Below are 16,033 nucleotides of genomic sequence, written 5' to 3'. Positions count from 1 at the left end.
GGCGGCCCTCCGGCCGCGCCCCCAGCTGACGAGGAGCCGCCGGTGGACGACGAGATACAGCTGATCAGCGACGGCGACGGCCTGGCGGTCATCGGCACGTCGGCGGCGGTCGACCGCTTCCTGACCTCCACGGGCCTCCCCTCGCGGGACCTCGGGCTGCCCAGGCTCGGCGCCGTGCTCGGCGCCGCGTCCGAGGCCGCGAAGGCGGGCTCCGGGATCGCGGCCGAGTCCGCCCGCTGGATCAAGCTGACCGAGCAGTCCGCACGGGCCGTCCGGAAGCACGGTCTGATGAAGGGCTCGCGCCCGGGCGTCGACCGGGCCTTCCTGATGGACGGCAAGAAGTTCAAGGGCCACCTCGAAGTGCTCTCCAAGCGAGGCTCGTCCCTCACCAACCCGGCGCTGCTGGCCGGCGCGGCGACGCTCATGGCACAGCTCGCGATGCAGCAGACCATGGACGAGATCACCGACTACCTCGCCGCGATCGACGCCAAGGTCGAGGACGTACTCCGCGCCCAGGAGGACGCGGTGCTGGCCGACATGGTGGGCGCCGGCCTCGTCATCGAGGAGGCGGTCATCATCCGCGAGCAGGTGGGCCGGGTCTCCGAGACCACCTGGTCGAAGGTGCAGGCCACCTCCATGACCGTCGTCCGGACCCAGGCCTACGCGCTGCGCCAACTCGACGCGCTCGCCGAGAAGATGGAGCGCAAGGGCAAGATCGGCGACCTCGCGAAGACGGCCAAGGACGCCGAGACCACCGTCCGGGACTGGCTCGCCGTACTCGCCCGCTGCTTCCAACTGCACGACGCGCTCGCCGTCCTGGAACTCGACCGGGTGCTCGACGCCGACCCCGACGAACTGGAGCGGCACCGCCTCGGCCTCCGCACCGCCCGCGAGAACCGCACCGAACTCATCCGGCGCACCACCGACCGCCTGCTGACCCGCCTGGACGCGGCGGTCGGCGAGGCCAACGCGAAGGTCCTGCTGCACCCCTCCGCCTCCCCGGCGGCGGCCCAGGCCGGCAACCGGGCCGCGCTCGCCGTCACCGACTTCCACGCCCGGATCGGCAGCGACCACGACCGGCGCGAACGAGGCGCCCGCCGCTGGACGGACGCGGCGGCCGAGGCCCGGGACAAGGCGCTCGACGCGGCCGCCGGGGTGCGCGACAAGGCGCTCGACACGGCGGTCGGGGTGCGGGACAAGGCGATGGAGACGGGTACCGAGGGGGTCAGCGCCGCCGTCCGCCTCGGCGGCGAGACCCTCGACCGGGCCCGGACCGCGACCGGCCGGCTCTCCGGCGGGATCGCCGGACGGGTGCTCCGGCGGCGCGGCGACGGCCAGGGTGCCGATAGCCAGGGTGTCGGTAGCCAGGGCGGCGACGGCCGGGAGGGCGGGGGCGCGGAGGGGGTCTGAGGTCCGGGCGGGGCCTCAGGCGTCCGGCTCGGGGGCGCCGGTCCGCTCGCGGAAGTGTTGCGGGCTGACGCCTCGGACGCGCTTGAACGCGGCGCTCAGGGCGAAACCGCTGCCGTAGCCGACCCGGCGGGCGACCGAGGCCAGGGTGGCGTCCGGTTCGGCGAGCAGGTCGGCGGCGCGGGCCAGCCGCCAGTCGGTGAGGTACGCCATCGGGGGCTCGCCGACCAGCTCGGTGAACCGCTTGGCCAGCGCGGCCCGGGACGCGCCGCACTCCGCCGCCAGCGCGCCCACCGTCCAGGCCCGGGCCGGATCGGCGTGCAGCAGGCCCAGCGCGCGGCCCACCAGCGGGTCGGAGTGCGCCCGGTACCAGGCCGGGGCCCGGTCGCCGCCGCGGGCGAACCAGCGGCGCAGCGCGGAGATCAGCAGCAGGTCGAGCAGCCGGTCGAGCACCGCCTCCTGGCCCGGCTCGTCCCGTCCGATCTCCGCCTCCAGCAGCGCGACCAGCGGCGAGTCCCACTCCCGGGCGTCCAGCCGCAGCACCTGCGGCAGCGCCCGCAGCAGGCGCCCGCTGACCTCGCCGTGCAGCTGGTAGGTGCCGCTGAGCAGCACCGTCTCCGCGTCCCGGCCGCTGCCGGTGCCCCAGGTGCGGACGCCCCGGCCGAGCTCCTCGCACAGCCGCTCGCCGCCGACCGTCGTCGACACCTGCCCCGGGTGGATCACCACCTGCGGCGCCGTCCCCGGCCGGTCCGCGACGGTGTACGGCGCCGGGCCGCGGACCACCACCAGCTCGCCGGGCCGCAACGGCACCGGCTCCGCGCCGTCCGGCACGACCCAGCCCCCGCCGCGCACCGCGGCCAGCACCGTCAGCGGCGCCCCGTCCGCGATCCGCAGCGACCACGGCGGGTCGAACACCGAACGCAACAGGAACGCCCCGCGGGCCCGGGGACCGGTCAGCAGCGCGGTGAGCGGATCCATGCCCGTCAGGGTACGGCGCGCGGCGGCGCGTTGGACGCTCGCGCATGCCAACGAGCTTCCCGGCCATGGATCTTGCTCGCGGGCCACGGTTGACTGACCGGCATGACGACACGAACGGAGGCGCGGGGCATGTCGGTTCTCCGCACGGTGGCACTGGTCGGCGCGGTCCTGCTGAGCGGGCTCAGCGCCGGACTGTTCTACTCCTACGCCTGCTCGGTGATGCCGGGCCTGGCCAAGGTCGACGACCGGGCGTTCGTCGACACCATGCAGCGCATCAACACGGCCATCCTGAACGGTTGGTTCATGCTCGGCTTCCTCGGTGCCCTGCTGCTGACCGCCGCCGCGGCCCTGCTCCAGTGGCGCGGTGGCAGCCGCACCGCCCTGCTGTGGATCTGCGCCGCCGCCGTCCTGTACGTCGCGATGCTCGCCGTCACCGCCGCCGTCAACGTCCCCCTCAACAACACCCTCGCCGCCGCCGGCGCCCCCGACGCCCTCACCGACCCCGCCGCCGTCCGCGCCGCCTTCGAGGACACCTGGGTCCGCTGGAACCTCGTCCGCGCCGTCACCTCCACCGCCGCCTTCGGCTGCCTCGTCTGGGCCCTCGCCGTCGCGGACTGACCCGGCGGTGCGAGGTGGGGGAGGATGGGGGCATGAGCGTAGTGAAGATCAACGTGCTGACGGTTCCCGCGGAGCAGCGGGAGGTGCTGGAGCAGCGGTTCGCGTCGCGGGCCGGTGCGGTGGAGGGGTCGGACGGGTTCGAGTGGTTCGAGCTGTTGCGGCCGGTGGAGGGGACGGACCAGTACCTGGTGTACACGCGGTGGCGGGACGAGGAGTCGTTCCGGGCCTGGATGGAGGGGCCGATGAAGCAGGCGCACCAGGGCGGCGGGGACCGGCCGCGGCCGGCGGCCAGCGGGTCCGAGGTGTGGTCGTTCGAGGTCGTGCAGCAGACGGGGCCCAAGCGGTAGGGCGGTAGCGGGGGAGGGGGAGCGGGGCCGGCCGCGGGGAGGCCGGCCCCGCTCCGGCGTGTCAGCGGAAGGCGGCGCGGCGGGTGGCGCGGCGGAGGGTGCGGAGCAGGGGGCCGCCGACGCTGAGGCAGAGGACGGCGGTGAGGGCGGCGCGGGAGAGGTCCCAGCCGAGGGAGGTGGTGAGGCAGTACACGGCGAACCGGGTGAGGTTGGCGGGGAGCGGGTCGCCGGGCACGAAGGAGAGGGAGAGGCCGAGGCCGCTGATGTACGGCCAGCCCTGGAGGTTCATGACGGTGCCGTAGCCGACGGAGGCGACGATCCCGTAGGCGGCGAGCAGCAGGAGTTCGGCGCGGCCGCGCAGGCGGGCGGCGCCCGGGAGGAGGCCGGCGCCGAGGCAGACCCAGCCCATGGTGAGCATCTGGAACGGCAGCCAGGGGCCGACGCCGCCGGTGAGCAGGCCGGAGGCGAACATGGCGAGCGCGCCCAGGACGAAGCCGAAGCCCGGGCCGAGGGCGCGGCCGGCCAGCACCATCAGGAAGAACATCGGCTCCAGGCCGGCGGTGCCCCCGCCGAGCGGTCGCAGCGCGGCGCCGGCCGCGGCGAGCACGCCGAGCATGGCGACGGCCTTGGCGTCCAGGCCGGGGGCGCCGGTGGCGTCGCGGCCGGCGGCGAGCTGGGCGACCGCGACGGCCAGCAGCAGCGGCATCAGCAGGGCGAACAGCCAGGGCGCGTCGGCGGAGTGGCCGACCAGGTCGGAGCCGCGGGCGGCGAGCAGGGGCCAGCCGAAGGCGGCGACGCCGATCGCGGAGACCAGGACGAGGAGCAGGGCGGCGCGCCGCCCGAGCGGGACGGGCCGGCCGAGGGCGGGCGGGGTGAGCGGGGCGAGGGGGGCGGTCATCGGGGCGGCTCGACGGCGGTGGGGGCGGCGGGGGTGGTCAGGGGGGTGAGGGAGGCGAGGGCGTCGGCGACGCCGGCGACGGTGAGGTGGGGCGGGAGGATCTTCGCGGTCTGCGGGGCGAAGGTCGGGGAGGCCAGGACGACGTCCGGGGTGGGGCCGTCGGCGACGATCTCGCCCTCGGCGAGGACGGCGGTGCGGTGGGCGAGTTCGGCGGCGAGTTCGACGTCGTGGGTGGCGAGCAGGACGGCGTGGCCGTCGTCGGCGAGCGCGCGCAGGACGCCGACCAGGCGGGCCTTGGCGGCGTAGTCCAGGCCCCGGGTGGGCTCGTCGAGCAGGACGAGCGGCGGGCGGGCGGTCAGCACGACGGCGAGGGCGAGGGTGAGGCGCTGGCCCTCGGAGAGGTCGCGGGGGTGCCGGTCGTCGGCGACGTCGGGCAGCAGCGCGGCCAGCAGGGCGCGGCAGGTGCCGGGGGCGGCGTCGGCGTCGTGGTCGGCGGCGGCGCACTCCTCGGCGACGGTCTCGGCGTACAGCAGGTCGCGCGGGTCCTGCGGGACGAGTCCGACCGAGCGGATCAGCTGCTTGGGGCGGGCCTTGTGCGGGGTGAGGCCGCCGACCCGGACGCTGCCGGAGTCGGGGGCGTGCAGGCCGACCAGGCTGCCGAGCAGGGTGGACTTGCCGGCGCCGTTGCGCCCCATCAGGGCGGTGACCTGCCCGGGGACGAGGGCGAGTTCGACGCCGCGCAGGGCCGGGACGGGACCGCGGGAGACCACCAGGCGGCTGACGGTGGCGACGGGCGGGGCCGGGGGCGGGTCCGCCCGGGGCGCGGGCGGCGGGAGCTGCCCGCGCAGCGGGGCCGCGCGGCGGCGGGCGTCGCGGACGGTGAGCGGCAGCGGCGTCCACCCCGCGAGCAGGCCGAGCTCGACCACCGGCGGCCGCACCGGCGAGCGGGCCATCAGCGCGGCCGGGTCGCCGAGCACCGGCGGCTCGCCGGGCCCGGGCAGCAGCAGCACCTGGTCGGCGTACTGGACGACCCGCTCCAGGCGGTGCTCGGACAGCAGGACGGTGGTGCCCAGGTCGTGCACCAGCCGCTGCAGGACGGCCAGCACCTCCTCGGCGGCGCCCGGGTCGAGCGCCGAGGTCGGCTCGTCCAGCACCAGCACCTTCGGGTGGACGGTCAGCACCGAGCCGATCGCCACCCGCTGGCGCTGCCCGCCGGAGAGCGAGGAGAGCGCGCGGCCGCGCAGGTCGGCCAGGCCGAGCAGGTCGAGGGTCTCCTCGACCCGGCGGCGCATCACGGCCGGGGGCAGGCCCATCGACTCCATGCCGTAGGCGAGTTCCTCCTCGACGGTGTCGGTGACGAAGTGCGCGGCCGGGTCCTGCCCGACGGTGCCGACCACGTCCGCCAGGTCGCGCGGCCGGTGGGTGCGGGTGTCCCGCCCGGCGACCGTGACCCGGCCGGTCAGGGTGCCGCCGGTGGAGTGCGGCACCAGGCCGGACACGGTGCCGAGCAGGGTCGACTTGCCGACCCCGGACGGCCCGACCAGCAGGCACAACTCGCCCTCGGGGACGGTCAGGTCGACGCCGGACAGGGCGGGCGCGGACGCGTCGGCGTACTGCACGCCGACCTGCTCGAAAGTGATCACCGGGCGCTCCGGGGAGGGGACGGGGAGACGGGCCGCGGCCGGGGCGGCTCGGGGGTGGCGAAGGCGGGCAGCAGGCCGAGCAGCACGGCCAGCGCGGGCAGCAGCGGCAGGGTCGGCGCGGTCGGCGGGACGACGCTCGGCGACAGCGCGCCCGGCCAGCGGCCCGCGTACCAGATCAGCGCGGCCGCCACCAGCACCCCCGAGGCCGCCGTCAGCCACTCCGGGACCGCCCACGGGTCGGGCCGGTAACGGGTCCGCACCGAGCGCCGCCCGCCCAGCACCAGACCGCCCGCGGCCGCGCCGACACCCGCCAGCAGCACCGGCGGCGCCCACGGGTGACTGCCCGCGGTGAGCAGCCCGTACGTCGCCGAGCACACCGCCAGCAGCCCCAGCAGCGTCAACGCCCCGGCGGTGCGCACCACCCGGCGCGGGACGGGGGCGGTCCGGCCGAAACCCCGGGTGTCCATCGCCGCGGCCAGCGCCACCGAACGCTCCAACGCGCCCTCCAGCACCGGCAGTCCGACCGACAGCACCGCCCGCACGCCCCGGTCCGTCCGGCCGCGCAGCCGGCGCGCCGCGCGCAGCCGCCGGACGTCCTCGACCAGGTTCGGCGCGAAGGTCATCGCCACCACCACCGCCACCCCCGCCTCGTACAGCGCGCCCGGCAGTGAACGCAGCAGCCGCGACGGCGAGGCCAGCGCGTTCGCCGCGCCCACGCAGGCCAGCAGCACCGCCAGCCGCAGGCCCTCGTACAGCGCGAACAGCACCCCCTCCAGCGTCACCGAACCGCCCAGCCGGACGCCCTGCGCCCACGCGGGCAACGGGACCTGGGGCAGCGTGAACAGCACGTGGGTGCCGCCGACCGGCGAACCCAGCAGGACCGCCAGCACCATCCGGGCGGCCAGCACCAGCAGGCCCAGGCGGAGGAACGCCGCGTACGAGCGCGACCAGGGCGCCTCGCCCCGGCGGGCCGCCACCACGTAGCCCGCGACCGCCAGGATCAGCAGCAGGAGCAGCGGATCGGTGGTCCGGCTGGCCGCCGCGGCCAGGCCCAGCGACCACAGCCACCACGCCCCCGGGTGCAGCTGCCGGGGCAGCGCGCGGCTGTGCGCGGCCGCCGAACGGCCGGGCACGGCAAGGGAGTCGGCGTCCGCGACGCGCGGCAGGCGGTGGACGGACACGGTCAGCGGGTGCGGCGGCGACGGGCCTGCCAGACCGCGCCCGCGCCCAGCAGGACCACCGCGCCCGCCCCGGCGACCAGCCCGAGGTTCGGGCCGCCGCCGCCCGGACCGCCGCCGGCGGCCGCGGAGCCGGCGCCGGCCGCGACCTGCTCGCCGCAACCCGCGTGCGGGTAGCCGGAGATCGCGCACAGCATCGCGCCCGAGTCGTAGCGCAGCGGCGCGGCGACCGCGGCCAGCACCTCGGCGGAGTTCGCCGCCGTCGGCACCGACGCGCACGACGAGCGGGCGGCGGGCGGCTGCTCACCGTTCGGGGCGTCCTGCGCGGTGCCGAAGTCCAGCACCACGGCGACCCGCTTGTGGCCGCCGCTGGGCGCGGTGCCGCCGCAGACCGACCCGAAGTCGGGCGCCGGGCCCGGCCGCGGCGTGTCCTGCCCGCCGTCCGGGCTCAGCACGAACCGCCAGCCGTCCACCGCCCCGTCCGCCGGAACGTTCCCGGCCGGACCCACCTGCTGGTACGCCCAGCCGTCCGGGCCGCCCTTCCAGAACGACCAGTAGCGGTAGTCGGCCGCCGAGGAGGTTCCGGCGGCGGGGCCGAGGAGCGCGGCGCAGGCGGTGAGGAGGGAGAGGAGCAGGACGGCCGGGCGGCGGGGGGTGGTGCGGAGGGAGGGGAGGGGGGCGCGGGGCGAGCGGTGGCCGGCCGCCGAGGAGGTTCCGGCGGCGGGGCCGAGGAGCGCGGCGCAGGCGGTGAGGAGGGAGAGGAGCAGGGCGGCCGGGCGGCGGGGGGCGGCCGGGTGGCGGGGGGTCATCGGTCCTGCTCCGGCTGCTGCTCCGAGGTCTCGGGGGCGGGCGGGGCGGCCTTGTGGCGGCGGCGGTTGAGGCTGAGGAGCAGGCCGGCGCCGACGCCGACGAGGAGGCCGACGGCGATCATCCAGCCGGCCGAGAAGCCGCTGTTCTCGTCGGGTTCGGTGATCGCGGCGCCGGGGGCGCGGGTGGCCTGCGGGTCGCCGGCGGCGGGGGCGGACCTGGGCTTGGGGCCGGAGTCGAGCAGCAGCTGGACGAGGTTGGCGCCGCCGAAGTTGTACGGGTCGAGCTGGGCGGCGCGGGCGGTCAGCACCAGGGTCGCGGTGGCGGCCGGGTCGGTGCCGCTCTTGCCCTGGGCGGCCCACGGGTAGGCGTTGCCGGCCAGCCAGTCGGCGGCGCTGGCGGCCTCGGCGGGGTGGCCGGCGGCGACCAGGCCGAGGACGGTCCAGGCGGTGGAGTTGTAGTCGGGGGTGGTGGTGTCCGCGCCGGGTGTGGTGGCGAGCAGGCGCTGGCCGCCGGCGGCGAGGCGGCCGGTCAGCCAGGCGGCGTCGGCCTCGGCGGCGTCGGCGTGCGCGACCGGCCCGGTGCTCTGGCCGTCGGCGCAGGCGAGGGCCTTCGGCGGGGCGTCCTTCCGGTCGGTGGTGGTGACCGGGAGGTGTCCGCCGGCGGCGGCCAGCAGGGCCTGCGCGGAGGCGATGGTGTTGGCGGCGGCCGGAACGCCCTCGGCGGGCTGGTAGAGGAACGCGCCGCGCTGGTCGGCGGCGTTCGCGCAGCCGAGCTGGAAGGAGGCCAGGCCGTCCCAGCCGGTGCGGCCGGCGGCGCCGACCGAGGCCGGGTCGAGGCCGGCCGCGAGCAGGCCGTTCAGCACCACGGCGGTGGAGTTGGCGTCGCCGGGCGCGCCCGGGTTGTACGCCCAGCTGCCGTCCTGGTTCTGCTGGGCGCGCAGCCAGTCGGTGCCGCGGGTGACGGGCTGCTGGTGGCCGCCGAGCGCGGTGAGCGCCTGGACGGCCAGCGAGGTGGCGTTGGTGTCCTCGGTGGCGGGGGTGCACGGGGTGCCCTCGGCCCGGTAGGACGGCCAGCCGCCGTCCTCGCACTGCTGGCCGAGCAGCCACTGCACGGCGGCGTCGGCGGGCTCGACCTTCTCCTGCTTGAGCGCGATCAGCGCCAGCGACTGCCGCCACACCCCGTCGTACTGCGGGTCGCCCTTGCCGTACAGCCCGGCCGGCACGCCCGGGGACGGCGACGGGGACGCGCTGGACGAGGCGGAGCCGGAGCCGGCGGAGGGCGTCGGCGACGGGGAGGCGGTGTCGGCGAGCGCGGGCGCGGCGGCGGTGCCGGCGAGCAGGGCGGCGGCGAGCGCGGCGGCGCCGAGGCGGGCGGTGGTCGGCATGGGGGAGGGGGAGCCTTTCGGTGAGCGGTCGCAGCGGGCCGGGGCGCACCCCGGGTTCTTCGCCCGTAGACCCACGACGGATGAGGGCCGCTCGCCCCCGGCCGGGCAGTCCGACTGCGCCGCGCCCGGCGGTGCGGGGCGGCTCACGGTTGCGGGTCAGTGCCGGAATCGCACCGGCTTCCCCCGGCCTCGGAGGCGGATGTGAAGTTGTCGCGCGCCCCGGTCGGGCCGGGCCGCGCCCCCAAGACTCTAGCCGTCGGCGCGCCCGGCCCCGGCGGCAGGTGGTGGAACGGGTTCCAGTTCCGGCCGCCGGTCGGGGGCCGGCCCGGCGGGGGCGAGCAGCCGTGCGGCGGTGTGCAGGTCGGCCCGGACCTCGGCCAGCGAGGCCCGTCCGGACAGCCACACCAGCAGGGTGGCGTGCCAGGTGTGGCCGATCACCCGCAGCGCCGCCTGCTGCTCGGCGCTGGGCGGCCCGGGCAGCCGGGCGGCGGCCAGCACGATGGCGCCGGTGGCCTGGGCGACCTCGTCCACCTCGCTGCCCACCGAGCGGTCGGCGAAGGACAGCGCCCGCACCATCGCCTCCGCCAGCCGGGGTTCGCGCTGCAGCGCGCGGAAGGCGTCGGTGAGCGCCTCGGCGACCCGGGCGGCCGGGTCGGCGCCGGTCGGCGGATGCCGCCGGACCTGCTCGGCCAGGCGTTCCAACTGCCCGCGCATCACCGCGACCAGCAGGTGCACCTTGGACGGGAAGTACCGGTACAGCGTGCCGAGCGCGACCTGCGCGCCCTCCGCGACCTCGCGCATCTGCACCGCCTCGTACCCGCCGCGGGCGGCCAGCGCGGTGGCCGCCCGCAGGATGCCCCGACGGCGCTCGGCCTGACGCGGCGTCAGCGGCCCGTCGGCGGCGGTGGCGGTCACGGGCACTCCAGGGGCGGGGCGGCGGGGGCGCGGCTGCGGCGTGGTGCGAATCACCCGCCACGGCTCCTGACCACAAGCTACGGGCCGGTAATCTTCGAGGACTCTCGTTGTTCACTTTCTCCAACGACGAGCCCGCACCGCTGTGAAACGTGATCTACTTTACCGGTCGGCGGCCGCTGTCCGCCGCCGGTCCCGGTGAGTAGCCAAGAAGGGGACTGGGGATGACCGCTGTGTCGCCGCCACCGCTGCGGATCGCCCTGCTGTCGTACCGCGGCGACCCGTTCTGCGGTGGCCAGGGCGTGTACGTGCGCCACCTGTCGCGCGAACTGGCCCGCCTCGGCCACCACGTCGACGTGGTCGGCGCCCAGCCGTACCCGGTGCTCGACGAGGTCGAGGGCCCCGGCTCGGTCCGCCTGGTCGAACTGCCCAGCCTCGACCTGTACCGCACCGACGACCCGTTCCGCACCCCCGCCGCCGCCGAGTTCCGCGGCCCGGTGGACCTGCTGGAGTACGCGGTGATGCGCACCGGCGGCTTCCCCGAGCCGCTGACCTTCTCGCTGCGCGCCCGCGCCTTCCTGGCCCGCCACAAGGGCCGCTACGACGTCGTCCACGACAACCAGACCCTCGGCTACGGCCTGCTCGGCCTGGCCCGGCACGGCTTCCCGCTGGTCACCACCGTGCACCACCCGGTCACCGTGGACCGGCGGTTGGAGCTCGACGCGGCCCGCACCCGGCTGGAGCGGATCGGCAAGCGCCGCTGGTACGCCTTCACCCGGATGCAGCGCCGGGTCACCGCCCGGCTGGACCACGTCATCACCGTCTCGGAGAGCTCGAAGGCCGAGATCACCGAACAGCTGGGCGCCGCCCCGGGCGCCGTCTCGGTCGTCCCGATCGGCGCCGACACCCGGCTCTGGTCGCCGTCCGACGCCGTCGCCCGGGTCCCCGGCCGGATCGTCACCACCTCCAGCGCCGACGTCCCGCTCAAGGGCCTGGTGCACCTGGTCGAGGCCCTCGCCAAGGTCCGCACCGAGCGGGACGCCCACCTGGTCGTGGTCGGCAAGCCGCAGAAGGAGGCCGGCCCGGTCGCCGAGGCGGTCCGCCGGTTCGGCCTGGAGGCGCACATCGAGTTCCGCACCGGCCTGACCGACGCCGAACTCGTCGACCTGTACCGCTCCGCCGAGGCCGCCTGCGTCCCCTCGCTGTACGAGGGCTTCTCGTTGCCCGCCGCCGAGGCGATGGCCACCGCCACCCCGCTGGTCGCCACCACCGGCGGCGCCATCCCCGAGGTCGCCGGCCCCGACGGCGAGACCTGCCTGGCCGTCCCGCCCGGAGACCCGGGCGCGCTGGCCGCCGCGCTCGGCCGGCTGCTCGACGACCCCGCGCTGCGCGGACGGCTCGGCGCCGCCGGGCGCGCACGCGTCCTGGCCCGCTTCACCTGGGCCCGGGCCGCCGAACTCACCGCCGAGCGCTACCGGGCCGCGATCGCCACCGGCACCGGCGCCGCCGCCCGCTCCGGCCCCGGCTGGCGCTACGTCGGCTGACGGCCGGTCAACCCCGCAGTACCACCCCTTCGCGAATGGGAGCCCCGCAGTGCTGACCGTCGACTTCTCCCGCTTCCCGCTCGCCCCCGGCGACCGGGTGCTCGACCTGGGCTGCGGCGGCGGCCGGCACGCGTTCGAGTGCTACCGGCGCGGCGCCAACGTGGTCGCCCTCGACCGCAACGCCGAGGAGATCGCCGAGGTCCGCAAGTGGTTCGCCGCCATGGAGGAGGCCGGCGAGGCCCCCGCCGGGGCCAGCGCCACCGCGATGGAGGGCGACGCGCTCAACCTGCCCTTCGACGACGACACCTTCGACCGGATCATCATCTCCGAGGTGATGGAGCACATCCCCGACGACAAGGGCGTGCTCGCCGAGATGGTCCGCGTCCTCAAGCCCGGCGGGCTGCTCGCCGTGACCGTGCCGCGCTACCTGCCGGAGAAGATCTGCTGGGCGCTCTCCGACGAGTACCACGAGGTCGAGGGCGGCCACATCCGGATCTACAAGGGCGACGAACTCGTCGACAAGGTCCGCGGGGCCGGCCTCACCCCGTACGGCAGCCACCACGCGCACGCCCTGCACTCCCCGTACTGGTGGATCAAGTGCGCGGTCGGCGTGAACAACGACAAGGCGCTGCCGGTCCGCGCCTACCACCGGCTGCTGGTCTGGGACATCGTCGGCACCCCCGTCGTCTCCACCCTCACCAGGGCCGCCGAGAAGGCCCTCAACCCCGTCCTCGGCAAGTCCTTCGTCGTCTACGCCAGCAAGCCCCACCTGCCCGGGACCGGCGCGTGACGGCCGCCGTCCCCGCCGCCCTGCTGCTCGACGGCGTCCTGGACGCCGCGCAGGCCGCCGACACCGTCCGCTCGATCCTCGCCCACCAGCAGCCCGACGGCGCCATCCCCTGGTTCCACGGCGGCCACCTCGACCCCTGGGACCACACCGAGGCCGCGATGGCCCTCGACACCGCCGGCGAACACGCCGCCGCCGAAGCCGCCTACCGCTGGCTCGCCGACCGGCAGAACCCCGACGGCTCCTGGTACGCCGCCTACGCCTACGGGCAGCCCGGCACCCCCGACGGCACCGTCACCGACCGCGCCCGCGAGACCAACTTCTGCGCGTACGTCGCCGTCGGCGCCTGGCACCACCACCTCGCCACCGGCGACGACGGCTTCCTCGAACGGATCTGGCCCACCGTCAGCCGCGCCCTCGACCACACCGTCCGGCTGAGCCTGCCCGGCGGCGCGATCGCCTGGCGCCAGGACGAGGACGGCACGGCCGCCGAGGACGCCCTGCTGACCGGCTCCTGCTCGATCCTGCACGCCCTGCGCTGCGGACTCGCCGTCGCCGACCACCTCGACCGGCCGCAACCCGACTGGGAACTCGCCGCCGGACGCCTGCGGCACGCCATCGCCCACCACCCCGAGCGGTTCCTCGACAAGGACCGCTACTCCATGGACTGGTACTACCCCGTCCTCGGCACCGCCCTGCGCGGCGACGACGCCACCCGCCGGCTCGACGCCGACTGGGACCGCTTCGTCGTCCCCGGCCTCGGCGTCCGCTGCGTCAGCGACCGCCCCTGGGTCACCGGTGGCGAGAGCGCCGAACTCGCCCTCGCCCTCTGGGCCGCCGGACAGTCCGACCGGGCCGTCGAGATCCTCCGCTGGATCCAGCACCTGCGCCACGAGGACGGCTCCTACTGGACCGGCTACGTCTACGAGGACCACGCGATCTGGCCCGAGGAGCGCACCACCTGGACCGCCGGCGCCCTCCTCCTCGCCGTCGCCGCCCTCGGCGGCGACCACGCGACGGTCAGCGTCTTCGGCGGCGAGGAGCTGCCGGCCGGGCTGACGGTCGGCGACTGCTGCTAGCTCCGGCTCGCGGGCCGCGACCCGCGAGCCGCGAGCCGCGACGCGAAAGGCCCGCCCGGGGAGGGAAGTTCCCTTCCGGGGCGGGCCTTCGGCGTGGGTGCCTCCCGCCGCGCGCGGCTCCCCGCACCCCTGCGGGAACGGGTGGCGGGAGGGGGAAAGGGCCCGCCCCGGAGGGGAGTTCCTCCGGGGCGGGCCCTTCGTGCGCGGCGGGGCGCGGTCAGCCGCGCTGGATGCCGGTGGTGTCGTTCAGGACGCCGTGGGTGCCGTCGGGCAGCTGGGCGACCAGGGCGGTGCCGCGCTGGTCGACGGCGAGGTACCAGGTGCCGGGGACGAGCTCGCCGACCGGCGGGGCGGCCGGGTTGTCCTTGTTGCCGAGCTGGCGGACGGCCGGGACGGCGAACCAGAACGGGGAGAACGGGGCGCCGGACTGCGCCGGGACCTGGTCCTGGACGGCCGGCTGCACCGCGGTGGGCAGCGGCGCGACCGCCGCGGCGGCCGCGGACGGCGCCGGGGCCTGCTGCTGGGCGGCCTGCGGGTAGCCGTAGCCGCCCGCGGCCGGCTGCGGCTGGCCGAACGGCTGCTGCTGGCCGGGAGCGCCCTGCTCGGGCTGCGGCTGGCCGGGGAACGGCTGCTGCTGCTGGCCGGGAGCACCCGGGTAGCCGTAGGCGCCGGGGGCGCCCTGCTGCTGGGCGCCGTACGCCGGGAACTGCTGGCCGGCCGCCGGGGCGGCCGAGGCGAGCGGGGCCTGCAGGGCGGGCAGGGCCGAGCCGGCGATGACGACGCCGCCCATGACGAGCAGCGAGACCAGGGCGAGCCAGGCGCCGACGCCGATCTTCAGCTGGTCCGGGCCGCCGCCGAGCGACCACAGGACGTCCCACACGGCGATGACGATCGCGGCGGTGCCCCACTGGTCCAGCCGCAGACCGATGATCTGCTTGCTGCCCAGGGTCGCCTTCTGGAAGCGGAAGAGCAGGATCAGCACGGCACCGATGATGCCGAGCAGGAAGACCGACTGGAGGACCGGGAAGAAGTCCGACTCCCAGGCGTTGGCGGACGAGTCGACGTTGCCGCAGCCGAAGGCGCCGCAGTCGATCTTCCGGTAGGGCAGGAAGGACGAAATCAGGAGCAATACGGCCGCACCGGCGACGGCGGCGTCTCCCCTGGTGAGAGCGCGCAGATTCACTGACGTTCCCCTCATTGGTGTAGTCGTGGTCGGCGGGCGGTTGACCGGGCCCCCGTGGTACCGGGTCGGTACGACGGGGCAAAAGCCTAGAGCCAAGGCGACGCCGCGTGCACGGCACCCTCCGGATCCGCACCGAATCGGTACGCGGGAGGGCGCCGGTTGTCAGGGTGGAGCAGGGGTTGAGCGGGATGGGGCGGGGTGGCGGACGGGTCGGTGGGACGGGTGCGCCGGGCGGCTCACCCGCTGAGGTAGCTGGTCAGGGCGTCGGCGAGGGCCTGCGCGGCGCGCTGGCGCCACTCCGGGTCGGTCATCCGCTGGGCGTCGCCCGCGTTGCGCATGTTCCCGCACTCGATGAAGACCTTGGGCACCTTCGACAGGTTCAGACCGCCCAGGTCGCCGCGGGTGTCCAGGCCCTGCCGGCCGATGTAGTCGGCGTACGGCTCGCCGGTGCCCGCCTTGAAGGCGTCGCGCAGCAGCACGCCCAGCCGCTGCGAGGGCCCGACGATCGCGGAGGTGTCGGCCGGGCCGGCCGACACCTCCGAGGGCATGATCACGTGGAAGCCGTTGCCGGCGGCCGGCGCGCCGTCCGCGTGCACCGAGACCGCGGCGTCCGCCTTCGTCTCGTTGCCGATCCGGGCGCGCTCGTCGATGCACGGCCCCCAGGCCCGGTCGCCGTCCTGGGTGAGGACCACGGTGGCGCCCCGGCCCTGCAGGATCAGCCGGGCCCGGTGCACCACGTCCAGGGTGAACTCGGCCTCCGGGTAGCCCGCGTTGGTCGAGGTGCCGGTGGTGTCGCACTCCTTGTGGCCGTTGCCGATGTCGACCTTCCGGTTGATCTCGGCGGTGTGCTTGGCGTTGCCCGCGTTGTGCCCCGGGTCGAGCAGCACCGTCCGGCCCGCCAGCGGCCCGCCCGCCCCGCCCGGCGCGGCCGCCGGGGACGACGCCGGTGCGGCGGACGACGGTGCGGCGGACTCCGCCGACCCCGTGGAGTCCGGCGAGGTCGCGGCCCGGGCCTCGTCCCCGCCGCCGACCCGGTCGCCCTCCGCGTAGCTCGGAGCCTCCCGGACGGACGCGTGCGAGGTGACGTCCCGCGAGCTGTTCGCCACGGCCTGCCAGCCCAGCCAGCCGATCAGGCAGACCGGCAGCACCACGGCGGCCGCCTTCGCGGCGGGCCGCCAGGCGGCGGTCCGCCGCGCCGGATCGGCGTGCGGGTCCCGGTCGTCGGGGTCGACGGGGTGGGGGGTGGTACGGCCAGTCACGTGTTC

At 76.5% G+C, this 16,033-nt stretch carries 15 protein-coding genes; 6 read left to right on the top strand and 9 right to left on the bottom strand.

Going from position 1 to position 16,033, the window contains the following annotated elements:
* Positions 1-42: 42 nt before the first annotated feature.
* Positions 43-1,410: a cyclin family protein gene (locus tag ACZ3J7_RS04655; RefSeq protein WP_465616828.1), complete on the top strand. Its 1,368-nt coding sequence runs from the start codon at positions 43-45 to the stop codon at positions 1,408-1,410.
* A gap of 15 nt (positions 1,411-1,425) precedes the next feature.
* Here the strand turns inward: ACZ3J7_RS04655 and ACZ3J7_RS04650 are convergent, their stop codons facing one another.
* A complete protein-coding gene (locus tag ACZ3J7_RS04650) occupies positions 1,426-2,385 on the bottom strand; it encodes an AraC family transcriptional regulator (protein WP_465616826.1) in 960 nt (319 codons plus the stop codon).
* Between the two features lie 102 nt (positions 2,386-2,487).
* Between ACZ3J7_RS04650 and ACZ3J7_RS04645 the strand changes: the two genes are divergently transcribed.
* Together ACZ3J7_RS04645 and ACZ3J7_RS04640 are read left to right on the top strand one after the other, a co-directional pair.
* The gene (locus tag ACZ3J7_RS04645) at positions 2,488-3,003 is read left to right on the top strand and encodes an anthrone oxygenase family protein (RefSeq protein ID WP_465616824.1); all 516 of its coding nucleotides are present in this window, start codon (positions 2,488-2,490) and stop codon (positions 3,001-3,003) included.
* Positions 3,004-3,035: 32 nt separating this feature from the next.
* A complete protein-coding gene (locus ACZ3J7_RS04640) occupies positions 3,036-3,350 on the top strand; it encodes an antibiotic biosynthesis monooxygenase family protein (protein WP_465616822.1) in 315 nt (104 codons plus the stop codon).
* Between the two features lie 61 nt (positions 3,351-3,411).
* On the opposite strand, the gene ACZ3J7_RS04635 is transcribed toward ACZ3J7_RS04640, so the two are convergent.
* The 6 genes from ACZ3J7_RS04635 to ACZ3J7_RS04610 all read right to left on the bottom strand — a co-directional run bounded on the left by ACZ3J7_RS04635 (position 3,412) and on the right by ACZ3J7_RS04610 (position 10,184).
* Positions 3,412-4,248 (bottom strand): ECF transporter S component, encoded by an 837-nt coding sequence (locus ACZ3J7_RS04635; RefSeq protein ID WP_465616820.1) that lies wholly within the window; start codon positions 4,246-4,248, stop codon positions 3,412-3,414.
* Positions 4,245-5,891, bottom strand: a complete 1,647-nt coding sequence (locus ACZ3J7_RS04630; protein WP_465616818.1) for an ABC transporter ATP-binding protein — start codon at positions 5,889-5,891, stop codon at positions 4,245-4,247. Before ACZ3J7_RS04630 ends, ACZ3J7_RS04635 begins: the two co-directional genes overlap by 4 nt.
* On the bottom strand, positions 5,888-7,072 hold the full coding sequence (locus ACZ3J7_RS04625; protein WP_465616816.1) for an energy-coupling factor transporter transmembrane component T: 1,185 nt from the start codon (positions 7,070-7,072) through the stop codon (positions 5,888-5,890). The genes ACZ3J7_RS04630 and ACZ3J7_RS04625 overlap by 4 nt, the downstream gene beginning before the upstream one ends.
* 2 nt (positions 7,073-7,074) lie before the next feature.
* On the bottom strand, positions 7,075-7,878 hold the full coding sequence (locus tag ACZ3J7_RS04620; protein WP_465616814.1) for an SCO2322 family protein: 804 nt from the start codon (positions 7,876-7,878) through the stop codon (positions 7,075-7,077).
* Positions 7,875-9,263, bottom strand: coding sequence for a prenyltransferase/squalene oxidase repeat-containing protein (locus tag ACZ3J7_RS04615; protein ID WP_465616812.1), 1,389 nt, complete (start codon positions 9,261-9,263; stop codon positions 7,875-7,877). The genes ACZ3J7_RS04620 and ACZ3J7_RS04615 overlap by 4 nt, the downstream gene beginning before the upstream one ends.
* A gap of 249 nt (positions 9,264-9,512) precedes the next feature.
* A complete protein-coding gene (locus ACZ3J7_RS04610; RefSeq protein ID WP_465617247.1) occupies positions 9,513-10,184 on the bottom strand; it encodes a TetR family transcriptional regulator in 672 nt (223 codons plus the stop codon).
* A gap of 215 nt (positions 10,185-10,399) precedes the next feature.
* Between ACZ3J7_RS04610 and ACZ3J7_RS04605 the strand changes: the two genes are divergently transcribed.
* From ACZ3J7_RS04605 to ACZ3J7_RS04595, 3 genes are read left to right on the top strand one after another with little or no spacing between them, the layout of a single operon-like run.
* Entirely contained in the window at positions 10,400-11,719 is a 1,320-nt protein-coding gene (locus ACZ3J7_RS04605) for a glycosyltransferase family 4 protein (protein WP_465616810.1), read from the top strand.
* Between the two features lie 49 nt (positions 11,720-11,768).
* Positions 11,769-12,509 carry a class I SAM-dependent methyltransferase gene (locus ACZ3J7_RS04600; protein WP_465616808.1) on the top strand — a complete coding sequence of 247 codons (741 nt, stop codon included), beginning with the start codon at positions 11,769-11,771 and terminating at the stop codon, positions 12,507-12,509.
* Complete coding sequence (locus ACZ3J7_RS04595) at positions 12,506-13,585, top strand: prenyltransferase/squalene oxidase repeat-containing protein (RefSeq protein WP_465616806.1); 1,080 nt, start codon at positions 12,506-12,508, stop codon at positions 13,583-13,585. Before ACZ3J7_RS04600 ends, ACZ3J7_RS04595 begins: the two co-directional genes overlap by 4 nt.
* A gap of 217 nt (positions 13,586-13,802) precedes the next feature.
* Here ACZ3J7_RS04595 and ACZ3J7_RS04590 read toward each other — a convergent pair whose 3' ends face one another.
* A complete protein-coding gene (locus ACZ3J7_RS04590; protein ID WP_465616805.1) occupies positions 13,803-14,768 on the bottom strand; it encodes a hypothetical protein in 966 nt (321 codons plus the stop codon).
* A 236-nt stretch (positions 14,769-15,004) separates the two neighbouring features.
* Positions 15,005-16,027: an N-acetylmuramoyl-L-alanine amidase gene (locus ACZ3J7_RS04585; RefSeq protein WP_465616803.1), complete on the bottom strand. Its 1,023-nt coding sequence runs from the start codon at positions 16,025-16,027 to the stop codon at positions 15,005-15,007.
* Between the last annotated feature and the right edge of the window lie 6 nt (positions 16,028-16,033).

The organism is Kitasatospora sp. NPDC015121, from assembly GCF_055562955.1.
This window is presented reverse-complemented; position numbering and strand designations above follow the sequence as displayed.